This is a genomic window from Paenibacillus sp. FSL H8-0122, assembly GCF_038005345.1.
In the GTDB taxonomy this organism is placed as follows: domain Bacteria; phylum Bacillota; class Bacilli; order Paenibacillales; family Paenibacillaceae; genus Paenibacillus_AQ.
The window spans coordinates 5,314,041-5,327,511 of sequence record NZ_JBBOTB010000001.1; the positions used below are offsets into that span (position 1 = coordinate 5,314,041).

General features: G+C 53.8%; 14 protein-coding genes. 5 read left to right on the plus strand and 9 right to left on the minus strand.

Features of this window, described 5'->3' with window-relative positions:
• Positions 1-6: 6 nt before the first annotated feature.
• The 4 genes from NSS64_RS22975 to NSS64_RS22990 form a co-directional block, all read right to left on the minus strand.
• A complete protein-coding gene (locus NSS64_RS22975; protein ID WP_341141646.1) occupies positions 7-759 on the minus strand; it encodes a YjgB family protein in 753 nt (250 codons plus the stop codon).
• Positions 760-879: 120 nt separating this feature from the next.
• Entirely contained in the window at positions 880-1,449 is a 570-nt protein-coding gene (locus NSS64_RS22980; protein WP_341141647.1) for an RDD family protein, read from the minus strand.
• Positions 1,450-1,531: 82 nt separating this feature from the next.
• The gene (locus NSS64_RS22985) at positions 1,532-2,137 is read right to left on the minus strand and encodes a hypothetical protein (RefSeq protein ID WP_341141648.1); all 606 of its coding nucleotides are present in this window, start codon (positions 2,135-2,137) and stop codon (positions 1,532-1,534) included.
• A gap of 122 nt (positions 2,138-2,259) precedes the next feature.
• Positions 2,260-3,165: a L,D-transpeptidase family protein gene (locus NSS64_RS22990; protein ID WP_340943634.1), complete on the minus strand. Its 906-nt coding sequence runs from the start codon at positions 3,163-3,165 to the stop codon at positions 2,260-2,262.
• A gap of 255 nt (positions 3,166-3,420) precedes the next feature.
• On the opposite strand from NSS64_RS22990, the gene NSS64_RS22995 reads away from it, so the two are divergent.
• A complete protein-coding gene (locus tag NSS64_RS22995; RefSeq protein WP_341141649.1) occupies positions 3,421-3,978 on the plus strand; it encodes a hypothetical protein in 558 nt (185 codons plus the stop codon).
• A 136-nt stretch (positions 3,979-4,114) separates the two neighbouring features.
• Here the strand turns inward: NSS64_RS22995 and NSS64_RS23000 are convergent, their stop codons facing one another.
• Together NSS64_RS23000 and NSS64_RS23005 are read right to left on the minus strand one after the other, a co-directional pair.
• On the minus strand, positions 4,115-5,098 hold the full coding sequence (locus NSS64_RS23000; RefSeq protein WP_341141650.1) for a sugar kinase: 984 nt from the start codon (positions 5,096-5,098) through the stop codon (positions 4,115-4,117).
• Positions 5,095-6,150, minus strand: coding sequence for an SPFH domain-containing protein (locus NSS64_RS23005; RefSeq protein WP_340943638.1), 1,056 nt, complete (start codon positions 6,148-6,150; stop codon positions 5,095-5,097). The genes NSS64_RS23000 and NSS64_RS23005 overlap by 4 nt, the downstream gene beginning before the upstream one ends.
• Before the next feature lie 283 nt (positions 6,151-6,433).
• On the opposite strand from NSS64_RS23005, the gene NSS64_RS23010 reads away from it, so the two are divergent.
• Together NSS64_RS23010 and NSS64_RS23015 are read left to right on the plus strand one after the other, a co-directional pair.
• The gene (locus NSS64_RS23010) at positions 6,434-7,417 is read left to right on the plus strand and encodes an ABC transporter substrate-binding protein (protein ID WP_341141651.1); all 984 of its coding nucleotides are present in this window, start codon (positions 6,434-6,436) and stop codon (positions 7,415-7,417) included.
• A 134-nt stretch (positions 7,418-7,551) separates the two neighbouring features.
• On the plus strand, positions 7,552-9,225 hold the full coding sequence (locus NSS64_RS23015; RefSeq protein WP_341141652.1) for a helix-turn-helix domain-containing protein: 1,674 nt from the start codon (positions 7,552-7,554) through the stop codon (positions 9,223-9,225).
• On the opposite strand, the gene NSS64_RS23020 is transcribed toward NSS64_RS23015, so the two are convergent.
• A complete protein-coding gene (locus NSS64_RS23020; protein ID WP_341141653.1) occupies positions 9,222-9,917 on the minus strand; it encodes a copper homeostasis protein CutC in 696 nt (231 codons plus the stop codon). The two genes, NSS64_RS23015 and NSS64_RS23020, sit on opposite strands and share 4 nt — an antisense overlap.
• Before the next feature lie 213 nt (positions 9,918-10,130).
• On the opposite strand from NSS64_RS23020, the gene NSS64_RS23025 reads away from it, so the two are divergent.
• Positions 10,131-10,805, plus strand: coding sequence for a sensor domain-containing protein (locus NSS64_RS23025; protein WP_341141654.1), 675 nt, complete (start codon positions 10,131-10,133; stop codon positions 10,803-10,805).
• Positions 10,806-10,897: 92 nt separating this feature from the next.
• Here NSS64_RS23025 and NSS64_RS23030 read toward each other — a convergent pair whose 3' ends face one another.
• Entirely contained in the window at positions 10,898-11,389 is a 492-nt protein-coding gene (locus tag NSS64_RS23030) for an NAD(+) diphosphatase (protein WP_341141655.1), read from the minus strand.
• Between the two features lie 236 nt (positions 11,390-11,625).
• Between NSS64_RS23030 and NSS64_RS23035 the strand changes: the two genes are divergently transcribed.
• Positions 11,626-12,360: a glycerophosphodiester phosphodiesterase gene (locus tag NSS64_RS23035; protein ID WP_339254033.1), complete on the plus strand. Its 735-nt coding sequence runs from the start codon at positions 11,626-11,628 to the stop codon at positions 12,358-12,360.
• Between the two features lie 227 nt (positions 12,361-12,587).
• Here NSS64_RS23035 and NSS64_RS23040 read toward each other — a convergent pair whose 3' ends face one another.
• Positions 12,588-13,439, minus strand: coding sequence for a GGDEF domain-containing protein (locus NSS64_RS23040; protein WP_341141656.1), 852 nt, complete (start codon positions 13,437-13,439; stop codon positions 12,588-12,590).
• Positions 13,440-13,471 lie beyond the last annotated feature (32 nt).

The following is a 13,471-nucleotide window of genomic DNA, read 5'->3' on the forward strand; positions in this document are numbered from 1 at the left end:
AGCTGACTAGCCTGCCATATTATTAATAGAATCCTGCTCCGAGAACACCGAGATATGATCTACCGTTCCTGTGGATTCCGGGATGATGAATTTGAGCTGATACTGCTTGTTGGCCTGATAAATATAGATGTTATGCTCCCCATTCACGGTGGTGGCATCCGGCTTCCCGAGCACCTCTTCAATCTGTTCCAGTGTCAGGTTACGCAGGTCCGGGGCGCTGGAGCGCACATCGAAAATCTTGCTGCCCTTATTGAAGCCGATTACCACCTGCTTGCCCGAATAGGTGGAATAGATCCCTTTGCCTGCCGATTCCTTGAGATCCGGCTCTCCCCATGCGGCTTCCACCTCATCAATAAGTCCGGTGTGTGCAGCATATTCGACGCCGGGCACCTTGCCCTGCTTAGCAAGCTCCAGCAGCTCCTTCAGCTGCTTGCTGCGTTCCTGCGGAGTGGCGGGAGCTACGGTATCTGCTTCAGCCCCTGCGGCTTCAGTGACCGTAGACTCTGATGCAGCTCCGGCAGCGGCTTCAGGGTCAGCAGTTACAGGCTCTGCACCCGCAGCAGCGCCGTCATCTGTACTAGATCCGCTTACCTGCGCACCTTCTGCTGCAGATGAAGCATTATCCCCTGTCTGCACAGTCGCTGTAGCCGCAGCCGTATTGCTTGACGATGTATTCGTTTTGCCGGAATTACAGGCTGTAAGACTTAGCATCGCACCAATGATAAGAATACCTGTGATTGTTCTAATTGATGTAGTCATGCTGCCATCTCCTTCGTTGTTGGAAACATCCTCTTGTGTCTAAACTGTACCCTATGACGCAGGGGCTGTAACAAAGGTTGCAGGTGCAGGCCTCCTGATCCAGGTATTATACACATTGCCTTATGCTATGAATTTTCCTGTCTGATCACGGTCCAGCGCTGTTTTGTTCACCACATACGTTCGGGCCATCAGATCATGCAGCGCCCGCTTGCGTGGGGTAAATACGATGAATAGGCAATCCAACACCACGACCCAGCCAATAAAAGCATTCAAATCCGCCGCAAGCGGACTCCAGTTCACGAGACTGCTTGGTATGGCGGATAACGCCTCTGAATTCAGACCTACAATCACTGCCAGGAAGCTGTTAACAATAATAAAACTATCCCTGATCAAAGCCTGCTTGAGCACCGGATATCTTCCATTCTCATCAACGATTCTTGCCCTCAAAAGAAGCCTGCCCGGCGTGCCTCCGTATTGGACAACCATAAATACATTGAACGCCATAAGCAGTATAAACTGTATAAAAAGCGGGAACGCTGACCCTGCCGATTCTGCAGCAGAAACTGAAATCCGCTCCAGCAAGTAGGTTGGAAACATAAGAATCAGGAAATCGATGAAATTAATCAGCACTCTTTTCCAAAAGCCTACAAAATCGTATAAATTAAGTTCTTCCTCGATCCACGGCTCCATACTTTCACCCCTCACGCAAAAGTAGTCTCTCACTCATATCCATAACCCCGGCCGCACAACTCGGGCCTCCCATACAATCCCATTAATCACTCGCTCCCAGCACACTCTTCCCCCGCACATACCTGCCCACATGCTGCAAAATCTCACGATTCTGCTGCACGATGATCCGCTTAGCTTGATACTGTTCGGTTAATGCCATGATCGCAGGAATACTCTCCCTCCGGAAGCCGCGGTTCCATTCCAGCAGCATCACCCGGAGATACTTGAACGACTGCTTATAATTCCCCTGCTCCAGCCCCAGCCTGGTCTTCATGAACCTGCTGATGACCCGGGCATCCTGTACATAAGCCTTAGGCCGAATCAGAAAAATCAGATCCGCTTGCCGGAAGCTTTCGGTTCCCCATTGGTAATGCACGCCCTCTATGATCCACGACTCCGCATCCATAGCTTCCGCGAGCTTGGCATCCCGTACCTCCGGGGAGTTCTTGGTGTTGTCCCTGCGATCCCAGACAAAATTATCCGTTTCATAGCACGGAATTCCGTAACTTTGAGCTAATTTCCGGGCGATATACGTCTTCCCGCTCCCGCAGCCGCCTATAATACGTACTCTAATCCTCAGTCCCTCCCCTGGCAGATCAAGAATATAACAAATCTCTCTCATATTACTATTCTCTATGTATCCTGTCACTCTACTCCACCTGGTGAAACATTGAAGCCAGCCCATCAATAATCGATCGGCTGGCTTCTGGAGCCGCAGTATACGGCGGCATGTTGGTTGGATCATCTGGCCTTGCGCAGCGCCCTGCTACTTTATAGCTTCACTACTCCCTCTTTAGCATTCCAGCTGAACGGCAGGCCGAACAGCGGCGTTAAGCTGCCCAATGGAATATACAGGCGCCCGTCTATACTTTTGGAGGCTAGCATCTCCACCGTTTTGCCGTTCACTTTTGCCTTCGTGCTAAGCGGCTTGTGAACTGCTGTATTCTTGCCTATTGTGATGATGAGCGCTCCGGTTCCCGCCTCCTGCATCAGACTTCCGCCCAGCAGCTTCACGGATTCACTCAGTGGAATGTACACCCGTGCATCCTCCAGCAGGAAGGAATTCTTCACCGGCAGCTTCTCCCCGCCCTTGACAAAAGCTCCCGCAATCATCGTAGATCCCAGACGGTAGCCGTTCTTCTCGGCAATGCCCGCCATCTCAAGCCCGGAGGTTGTAATGATTACCCGGGTATTCTTCTTAATCTTCGGATACAGCCAATGAATATCGTCATTATGCATGCGGATGCATCCGGCGCTGACATATTTACCGATTGAGGATTCATTGTTGTTGCCGTGAATGGCGTAGGTCGTGCCGTAAGTGTCATTTACCTCCAGCCCCAGCCAACGGTCCCCCAGCGGATTGGCCGGATCGCCTCCGGGAATCTTATCCTTGTAGTAGGGTCTGTTTTTGATTTTGACCACCATCTTGAAGCTGCCTTCAGGCGTCAGGCTTTTCGTTTTACCGGTAGCGACCGGAAAAATCTTCACCAGCTTGCCATCACTGTAATAGGCCAGTTTGTTCGTTTTTTTGTTCACAATGATCAGATCTGAGGAAGACGATGCCGCAGCGGCCGATCCTGTGAAGCATGCGGTCAAAAGCATTACGAATACCAGTGTAAGTGCGATGCTTTTGGGAAAATACGTTTGAATCCGGCTTGCCTGTTCACGCTGACTCATAGTTGCCCCACCTCCAGGTTATGGATGATTCTGGATTGTCTTTCTACATAGACGTTCATTTGCCGCAATAGTTGCAGAGCAGCCTGTACCTATTCTTATCAACTCGTCCCGCCCGGAGTGACGCAACGTTTGCAATATTGTAACCGTTCTTGGCGGAAGCGCCTCCCTTGCAACAGAAGCGTGAATATTCGCCAGCCCCATCAGAGATAATAAGCCCGCATGACCATAACACCCATCTCAAGGAGGCCAACAATTTTGAATACCAACTCATCTGCACAGATCCGGGAATGCGAGCAAATCGTTCAGCAGCTGATGGCACAGACCCAGCAGGGAACGCAGAATTACCAGCAGCTTCTCCAGCAGGAGCAGCAGGATGCCGCCAAGCTCCAGGAGCTTAGCCAGCATAACAGCAAGGCCATTCAGATGATCCAGCAGGCGCTGCAGGGCCATCAGACCGCAATGCAGCAGCTGGAGCAGATCTCGCAGTCGGTCAGATCGATGGAGCAGTTCCCGCAGACTTCCGGCTTCAATACCCATACAAGCATTCCAAGCTTCATTTCCGGGAACCAGATGGGACTAATGCATTCTATGGGACAGAGTCAGCCAATGGGTCAGAGCCACAATACAGGAATGGGAGGGTATAACTCCTCCTTCAGCCCATCCTTCACTACAAACAGCCAGCCGGTGAACTCACTGCATAGCCCGATCAACGCGGGGATCAACCACCAGCCGATGCATACGCCAATGCAGACACCGATGTCCGCAGGCTCCTCCTATAACGCTCCAATGAACCAGGGACGAAGCTTCCAGTAGGAAGAGCGGGGAGCATAGGCAGCTTCGCTTGAAGGGCTGTTTTGTATGCTAAAAAGGGTTCTCTCAGACCGCAGCAGCGGAAGCTGAGAGAACCCTTTTGGCGTACCCGCCCCGCCATGAACGGTCTGCGCCTCGTCTAGACTACCAGCCTGCCGGTCTTCTCCGCGAGCCCAACCGTCGCTTCCACCCCGGAGTTGAACTCCAGATAATCGCTCTCTACGCCATCGCTGAAGATCACGCCATCCTCTGGCATCTGCGACGTAATGCGCAGCGGCAGACTGCTGCTGATTCTCCCGAATACCAGCTCTGCTGAAGTCGTCCGGCTTGGAAAAGGCTCCCGCACAGTGAAATACAGCTCAGGATGATTCCAGGCCAGCCCGCTGCCCGCGCTGACTGCGGCAATCTCCGCAGATACCCGGGCTGTCCGTTCAGCCTCTGCATGCTGCATTTGTGCGGCACGGCTGACGATACCTGCGGCTCCGGCCAGCACACTCTTGAGCCAGCCCGTGGAGCCCAGGCCGGTCGAGACAATGATACCGCTGGAGGACTGCTGCTCCAGCTGCCCGTTCAGCTCCAGCTGATACCGGGCCGAGACATGGGTCCGGCGGCCGATGAACAGATCGTTCACCCCGTACAGGCTCTGCCCGTCATTCAGCTCCACCTTGGCAAGGGTAACCTCACGGACCTGGCGCTGGGCGCGCAGCACCTCACTCACTACTTGCCGCACCTCCTTGACTCTGAAGGGCAGCAGCACGCCATCCCAGCGCAGCGGATCAGGATTCACTCCGATCAGCGGCTGCTCCTGAAGGTATTTCAGCGTATTGGCGACCAGACCGTCCTGGCCCAGGACCACTACGGTATCCTCAGCCCCGAAGATGAAATTCGGCACATGCTGCCGCTCCAGCACCTGGAGCCGGCCGATGGCGCTGAGCTCGGTCACTGCGGTCTCCACCGCTTTGCGGTATTGGAAATCCTCGCTTAAGTAGTCGCTGAAATCGGCTCCCAGCCGTTCAATATAGAACTGGGCCTGCTGGATTGTATTGTAGCGGACCACCAGCTCCTCCAGTCGTGTCTTGCGCTTGATCAGTATGATTTTGTTCTCCGATCCCCGGCTGCTCATCGTCCGTTACCTCCTCTGTCTGCTCCGGCTCCGCCTCCTGCCGAGCCGGCCATGATTCCTTGCAGCAGATCCGGCGTAATGTTAAGCTGGCCGATCTTCCCGGCATTCTCCGCCAGCTCCTGGAAGGCGATGGCGATCAGCTTATCCGGGTTCATGCCGACATTCGTCAGCGCCTGCAGGACGTTAGGCGATACATTTTGCAGCGAATTCATTACCGCCGTCAGCTCGTAAGCCTTGGCATCTGCTTCGGCTCTCTTATTCGCTATGGCCAGCTCAATCAGCGCCTGCTTCTTCTCCTCCAGCTCCGTATCAAAAATCAGCTGCTCTTCCTTCATCTCGTTCTGCTTCTGCTTCGCTGACCGGTCAGAATCAAGCAGCGCCTCACGCATCTGTCTCTTCTTCGTCTGAACGGCGATCTCCGTATTCAGCTCATTCTCCTTCACCCGCCGCTCCTGCTCAATCGAAGCATTGCGCCGCTCATATAGCGCGTTATCCGCATTACGGAGCATTTCCTCCCTGGCCTGCGCTTCCAAGGCCCGCAGCGTCTCCTTATTTGGTACAATCGCCAGAATGGACAGGCCCATCAGCTCAATGCCCAGCTTCTCAATCTCCGCACTCTGGCCGATTTCATGGGTAATCAGCTTGGCCAGACGTTCACTCGACTGGATAGCCTCCTTCAGCGGGAGCTGCCCGAGCTGCTTCTTGGTCAGGACCTTGGCGATATTAATCACCCGCTGGGCCAGCTTGTGCGGATCGTCGGAGAGATAGGTGTTCTTTTTGAGATTATAGGTGTAGTTGAGGATCTGGGTGGTCTTGCGGTAATCGACAATCCGGTAGGTCAGCTGCCCCTGGACGGTTACCGTCTGATAGTCCGCCGTAATTTCCTCGAACATGAATGGAACATCGATCGAGGAGACAGGCACCACAACCACCGAGGTTGTCGGCGCATAATAATGAAAAGAAAGCCCGACCCCTTCACGCACTACCTTGCCATTCTTCACCTTGAGCACATAATCACTGGGCTGAAATTTCACGAACCGGAATCCAAACATGGTCATTACCTCCTAGGGGTTGTATTCTGAGTCATCTGTTGAGCAAAGGTGAACTCAGTTATTAATTAATTGTTATTATTAAATTGTTATTAACAACATCATAGCAGAACCTCTTGATATTATCAATATGTTATTAACAAAACAGGCAAAAAAATATTGTACAAATTCAATTCCTGTCTCGTGTTTTGTCCATTGAGTAACAACTGGCTATAATTTATGATGGTCTAAACGATAATGATTATCATTATTGGTAATCACAATACCTTTGGGAGGCATACATACAATGAACAAGACTCGACAACCCTTCGCTATCCTGGGCATGCTCTTCCTGATGGGCACTTTACTGCTCGCCTGCAGCAGCGATAAGAATAATCAGGGGAGCAGTGCAGCAACCACCGCACCTGCCGCGCAAGCCACTGCTGAACCTGCCGCTACCACCCGTTCACACACGGATTACAAAGGCCATACAGCAGAGATTCCAGTGAATCCGCAGCGGATTATCTATTCCGGAGAAACGTATGGCGATCTGCTGGCACTTGGTGTACAAGCCATCGGCTATCCGCTCTCCATGGGTGAAGGCCAGGTATTCGAGGACAAGCTCACTGGAGTGGAAGATGTAGGATTCCCCATTAACCTGGAGAAGACGATTGAGCTTCAGCCCGACCTGATTATCTATGCCGGCATTGAGGAAGCAGATTATGAGGCTCTGTCCAAAATTGCTCCAACGATTATCTTCGATACCTTCGCCCCCCTGAAGGAGCGGATGCTGGATATTGGAGATATTTTAGGCAAGAAGCAGGAAGCGGAGGCCTGGCTGGCCCAGTATCAAGCGAAGGAGGATGCGATGTGGGCCCAGCTTAAGGCTTCGGGGATGAAGGACGGCGAGACCGCTTCGGTCTTCACTTATTATCCGGGGGACCGGCTGTTTGTTATGGCAACGACGGGCCTCTCGCAGGTACTGTACGGAGAGCAAGGCTTCAAGCCTACCCCGGCGATTCAAAAGGTGCTGGATGCCGATATGGGCTTCCAGGAAATCTCGCTGGAAGTGCTACGGGAATACGCCGGAGACCGCATCTTCCTGCTGACTCCGGTAGCAGAAGAAGCCAAGCAATCGACCGGCAATCTGCTGAAGAGCGCGGTGTGGAACAGCCTGCCTGCCGTTAAGAACGGCTACGTCTACACACAGGACATCATGAAGACCTCCAGTGATGCTACCACCAGAGAGTGGCTGCTCGGCGAGATTCCTACCATGCTGGGCAAGCAATAATTCCAGGGCAGACAGACTGAAAAGCAGCTTATCAACGCCTGTTGATAAGCTGCTTTATTTTATATACAATATTGTTTATTGATAATCGTTCTCAATATAATTCAATTCTATTTGGCCTGAAAGGAGTGCCTGCCTTGCGCGAGCCTGACCACGACCACCTGACTGCTCTCCCGTCCGCCCCTCTCCGCTCCCTGCTGTTTCAATTCAGGAGCATTGAGCTGGTGATGCAGAGCGCTGACACTATATCGGCTGTGCAGACAGCGGAGCAGCATACGCTCCTGCTGTTTACGGGCGGGCGCGGTGAACTCGGAATCACGGAGCAGACCTCACTCTCTGTGCATGCGGACAAGTGCTGTCTGCTGCCTCCCGGAACCTCATACAGTCTGGAGAACCGGGAGCTGACGCTTTATTATTATGTGCTGACTTTTGCCGCTGTTACTACAGGTGATTCCCCTGCGTTCTACGTAGCTGAACTGCTTCCGGGGCAAAAAGAGCTGATTGTCCACCCCTTCACCAGAGTGATCCGGCTGGCGGAAGAGCTGCTTGCGCATCATAACGGCAGGGATGAGCTCCAGCATCTCAGACAACAGCTCCAATTCCAAGAGCTGCTGCTCCTGCTGCTTGAACAGAACTACTCCACCCGCCAGCTGCCAAGTCCGGCGCAATCGGTGGAGAGCACGATACACTTCATGCAGCAGCATTACAGGGAGAGCATCACAGTGAAGCAGCTCGCGGAGCTGGCCGGTGTCTCCCCGTGGCAATACACTCCGATCTTCCAGAAGCTGACCGGCCAGCGCCCGCTCGATTATCTGACCGATGTGCGTATTGGGCACTCGAAGACTTATCTGCTTGAAGCCGCCGAGCCGCTGCGCGAGATTGCCCGGCTGGTCGGATTCTCCGACGAATACTACTTCAGCCGCCGCTTCCGGCAGAAGACGGGAATGACTCCCGGGCAATATGCCCGGTCGCAGCAGCGCCGGATTACCGTCACGGACTGGACCGGACATTCGGTGGACATCCCGGAGCGTCCGAAGCGTGTTGTCTACCACGGAGAGACACTGGGGGATGTGCTGGCGCTGGGGGTGAAGCCTGTCGGCGGTGACGAAGCGTTCGCCCGGGGCAGTGTCTATAGCCACCGGGTCAAGCGCTTAGCCAATGTCGGATTTCCGCTGGACCCGCAGCTGACCCGGTCCATCCGGCCTGACCTGATTATCCTCGCAAGCCCGGATGAACAGGTCTACCGGGGGGTATCCGGCATCGCCCCGTCACTCACCTTCGATTCCTTCGCACCGCTGGAACAGCGGCTGAGGATTCTTGGAGAGTGGCTCGGGAAGCAGCGCGAAGCTGAGGTCTGGCTGCAAGCCTACCATGCCAAGAACGCCGCCATGTGGCAGCGTCTCTACGCCGGAGGGCTGCGGGCGGGTGAAACGGCTTCAGCGCTGTTCTATGACCATGGCAACCATCTATACGCCATGGGAATGACCGGCTTGTCCACGGCCTTGTATGCCCCTGGCGGCCTGCAGCCGACAGCGGAGATCAAGGACATTCTGGACAAGGATCTTGGGTTCCGCGAAGTGGACCCGGCGATGCTCCACAGCTACGCAGGGGACCGTGTCTTCATGCTGATTCCAGAGCGGGAGGACTCCCGGGAGGCCATGGAGCAGCTGCTCCAGACGGAGCTCTGGAGCAGTCTGCCTGCCGTGGAGCAGGGCCATGCCTATATGCTGGATGGAGCCAAATGGAATTCCGGCGATGCGCTGACCCGGGAGCGGCTGCTGACGCTGCTGCCCAGACTGCTGGGGCTCTAATAGGGCTTGAGAAGCGCCCGGATGGCTTCGAGCCGCTCCAGGTCAATGGGCTTCAGCGGATCGCCGTCCTCCCGGACCGCCGATCCGAAGTGTACCCGGCGGACGCCGGTCCTTGTAACGAAATCCTTCAGATCAGCGGCGTTCAGACCGCTGCCTGCCAGGATGGAGAGCGAAGAACCGGCAGACAGCCTTTCCAATACGGCGAGCCTTACCATACCGCCGGGTGTATTGGCCGCAGCAGTCCCGCCGGAGGTCAGGATATCGGTAATCTGCGGATACCGCTTCAGGACCTCAAGGGCTTCAAGCTGGTCCTGCACCTCGTCAAACGCACGGTGGAAGGTAACCTCCATCCCCCCTGCCCGCTCCAGCAGCCGGTTCAGCAGCTCTTCATCTATTGTCCGGTCCTGGCGGAGCATGCCCATAACCAAAGACAGCCCGCCTATCCCGCCTATATGCCGGATATCGCGCAGCATGGTCTCTGCATCGGATGCGTCATACACGAAGGAGCGGGCGTGCGGCCTGACCATCACTCTCACTGGAATACTGACCTTCTCCCGGACCGCTTCGATCAGTCCCAGACTGGGCGTTAATCCGCCTTCAAGGATTCCCGTAATCAGTTCAATCCGGTCGGCACCATAACGCTCCGCTATGACTGCATCACTTACTGTAGTAGCTATAACCTCTAACAGCATAATTTGCTACACTCCCCTTCTTAGTCGTAATCCTTATAAACCGCTCTACCCTTAGTATAAAGATAAACATTGTAAATAACAGGAAGATTCCTGACTATGTCAGTACTGGACCTGCGACCAGGATTTTTCCCGCCTTTTGGAGAGTGTGTTCTCTGGATGAAGCCTCTATACTGAAGAAGTTGAAATTTGGAAATCCGGAATGGAGCGCCCTGAATGATAAGACAAAGTATACACGCGTGGAAAATGCTGATCCTCTCTCTGCCCAAAGGAATCATCGCCTTCGTAATTGCTGTTACAGGTCTATGTGCAAGCCTGCCCTTGATTATTGTATGGGTGGGGCTGCCGCTGCTGGCCCTGACCTTAACCTGGTGCCGCAGCATGATGTCCAGAGAACATAAGATCGTTGAAGCCTGGTCCAGCGGCAACAGCCTAAGCGGAACCGGGCAGCCCGCTGTTATGGCGGATTATGCTCCCGCCTTCCGCTGGGCGGGGCTGCGGACATTAGGGCAGCAGCTCCGCCAAGGCGAGTCGTACCGGGGAATTCTGTATAGCGTTCTGCAGCTGCCTGCAGGTATTCTGGGCTTCACACTGGCACTGGTTCTGCCTGCGGTGGCCTTCAGTGCTCTTTTGTCACCTGTGGCCCAGCGAATCAGTTCATCGGTATTCTCCTATGATCTGAATATGCTGGACCCGGAGTTCTTCTTCTTCCTGTCCGGCACAACCTCAGATGAACGCTCGTGGATTCTATGCGGAACCGGATTTGTACTGCTGCTGATTCTGCCGCTGCTGCTTGTAGGTCTTGGACGTCTGTACGCGGCCTGGATCAACGCAGTTTCAGGAACACCTGTGAATTCCACCAGTACCCCGATTGAAGTCATACATACCTGATCTCTTCCCGCATATCTATTAATAGTTCACTTGCCAAAGCTTACGAAGCGGGTTGTGCCCGAAGGGAAGCCGTAACCATTCAGCATTCGCAATTACCGGACAGCCGCTGTAAAATCCTCCAGAGCCCGCCCCTGTCTCAGCTTATCAATGATGGTGAGCAGGAAGCTCTCCGCGAGGCTGCCCGGTAATATAGCGTCCGCAGCTTCATCCAGTGTGAACCAGGCTGCGTGGTCCAGCTCGTCGCTCATGGCACTCAGGTCCTCCGTGTCAGCCACACTGATGTAATTGAGCATTAACGTATTGGACGGGGCGAAATACTGGCTGCGCATATATTCATAAGCTATGACCTCAAGCCCCGCTTCTTCCTTCACTTCACGGACCAGAGCCGCTTCGGCGTTCTCTCCCTTGTTCACATACCCGGCGAGCAGAATGTAATCCTTGCGCTTATACTGCTGGATGAGCAGGATTCTGTCCAGTTCCCGGTTCAGTACGGCTGTACTCATCGCTGTGCTGAACACAGGGAATCTGAAGACGGCGCATGAATCACAGTAGGGTACCTTACCTTCTCCATTGCATTCCTTCATTACCAAGCGGCTTCCGCATTCCAGACAAAACTTCAAGCTTTATCGCTTCTTTCTGTAGGTAGTATAGTTGCTGTCTATTCTAAGCGATTCCTTCCGGACGTACCACGGTAAAATTCAAGAAACCCGTCCTTTATAGAGCAGGGGACAGGGTTTCCTGACGTGATGTGGAATATACTATAAGGGGCCCGGACACTCCGGGCTGCATTACATCATAGAGATGGAGGGAACTACTCGACATGAACATCATTAATTTCGCGCATCGCGGCGCATCCGCAGCCGCCCCGGAGAACACAATGGCAGCCTTCCGCAAGGGTCTTGAGCTTGGTGCAACCGGCATTGAGACAGACGTACAGATGACCAGTGACGGGGCAGTGGTAGTGATCCATGATGAGAGTCTTAACCGCACCACTTCAGGCAGCGGTTATGTGAAGGATAAGACGCTACGTGAAGTACTGGAGGTAGATGCAGGCTCCTGGTTTAGCCCTGAGTTCGCAGGAGAAAGGATTCCGACACTGGACGAGCTGCTGGATCTGCTGCAGGGCCGGGAGACGATTCTTAATATCGAGCTGAAGAACGGGACCTTCCTCTATCCCGGCATGGAAGAGAAGGTCATCGCCGCTGTAAGGGAGCAGGGCATGAGTGAGCGGGTGGTGATCTCCAGCTTCAACCATTATTCCCTGGCATACTGCAAGTCGCTGGCACCGGAGATCCGTACGGGTATTCTCTACGGAGAGGGGCTGTACCGTCCTTGGAATTACGCAGCCACATTGCAGGCAGATGCGCTGCATGCCCATCATTCCTCGGTACTGCCGGAGTTCGTGAATGCCGCAGCGGAGAAAGGCATTGTCTATCATCCGTGGACGGTTAATGATCCCGAGCGGATGCAGGCATTAATCGATGCTGAGGTGGCGGGGATCATTACCGATCACCCTGATGTTCTGGCCGGGCTGCTGGCTGCCAGAGGCGTCTGACTGATATAACACGGCTGCGCTGTCCATATAGGATGGCGCAGCCGCTATTACAAGTGGAAACGGTACCGTCCTTTTAAAGGACGGTACCGTTTCAGCGAGAAATAGAAGGATAATTTATCGTGTGCAACATATAAATTCTTATATTTTGAAGAAAATCACCCTTGCGGGTGAATGAGATTACCTGCGTGCAGCAATGTATGCTGTTTTTCGCCTGTTGAACGAAATATTTATTGCGCTCTTGAGCTGCTGACCAGCTTCACGGAAGGAATACGGCTCTCCTGCTTGTATACGGCATAACGCCCGCTTCCCAGCTGCTTGGCACTGTACATAGCCGAATCCGCCTCCTGAAGCAGCTGCTTCGGGTCAATCCGGCCCTGGCTAATTGTCACGCCTACACTGGCGGACACGAATAATTCATGGCTCTCCAGCTTATAGGTCCGGGTGATGCGCTCCAGAACCTTAAGGGCAAGCTGCTCTGACTCCTTACGGCTGCAGCGTTTGGCGATAATGACGAATTCATCTCCGCCCACCCGGAAAATATGCCGCTTGCCTTTGCAGGTAAATTGCTGCAGGCTGGTTCCTACGGCCTCCAGTAAAAGATCCCCTGTATGATGGCCGAGGGTATCGTTAATCGATTTGAACCGGTTCAGGTCCAGATATAACACCGACAGCTGCTCGCTCAATTTGCAGTGATCCCAGAAATGATCCATTCCGTTCTTGTTCAGCAGGCCGGTCAGCGTATCCCGGTATGCCAACTCCTTGAGCTGGTCACGCTCCCCAAGGATCATGCGCACCCGCAGGAACAGATATAGTATACCGGCAAGTGTCAGCATGTACAGGAACAAAGAGATCAGCAGGCTTCTGCCTTCTGTAGTGAAGCCGGTTAAGGCTCTTCTGCCCAGCAGATGCATGCCGCCAAGCCCGGCACTAATTACCAGCACCACAAGACTCGAGCGGACCGCCCGGGTTCTTTGCGGTTGTCTGGAGAAATCCTTTGTCAATCTGAGCGTGCTATATACGGTCAGGACCCCTATAAGTATGGATAGAATCGTCAGCATATAATTGCGGGCCTCTTCCACTAGTCTTACGCCCTCCTTCAGCCTATCAATGA

Excerpts from the sequence above, each read along its gene's own strand:
- NSS64_RS22975 (WP_341141646.1), bottom strand. The coding sequence starts at position 759 with ATGACTACATCAATTAGAACAATCACAGGTATTCTTATCATTGGTGCG.
- NSS64_RS22980 (WP_341141647.1), bottom strand. The coding sequence starts at position 1,449 with ATGGAGCCGTGGATCGAGGAAGAACTTAATTTATACGATTTTGTAGGC.
- NSS64_RS22990 (WP_340943634.1), bottom strand. The coding sequence starts at position 3,165 with ATGAGTCAGCGTGAACAGGCAAGCCGGATTCAAACGTATTTTCCCAAA.
- NSS64_RS23000 (WP_341141650.1), bottom strand. The coding sequence starts at position 5,098 with ATGAGCAGCCGGGGATCGGAGAACAAAATCATACTGATCAAGCGCAAG.
- NSS64_RS23005 (WP_340943638.1), bottom strand. The coding sequence starts at position 6,150 with ATGTTTGGATTCCGGTTCGTGAAATTTCAGCCCAGTGATTATGTGCTC.
- NSS64_RS23010 (WP_341141651.1), top strand. The coding sequence starts at position 6,434 with ATGAACAAGACTCGACAACCCTTCGCTATCCTGGGCATGCTCTTCCTG.
- NSS64_RS23020 (WP_341141653.1), bottom strand. The coding sequence starts at position 9,917 with ATGCTGTTAGAGGTTATAGCTACTACAGTAAGTGATGCAGTCATAGCG.
- NSS64_RS23025 (WP_341141654.1), top strand. The coding sequence starts at position 10,131 with ATGATAAGACAAAGTATACACGCGTGGAAAATGCTGATCCTCTCTCTG.
- NSS64_RS23030 (WP_341141655.1), bottom strand. The coding sequence starts at position 11,389 with ATGAAGGAATGCAATGGAGAAGGTAAGGTACCCTACTGTGATTCATGC.
- NSS64_RS23035 (WP_339254033.1), top strand. The coding sequence starts at position 11,626 with ATGAACATCATTAATTTCGCGCATCGCGGCGCATCCGCAGCCGCCCCG.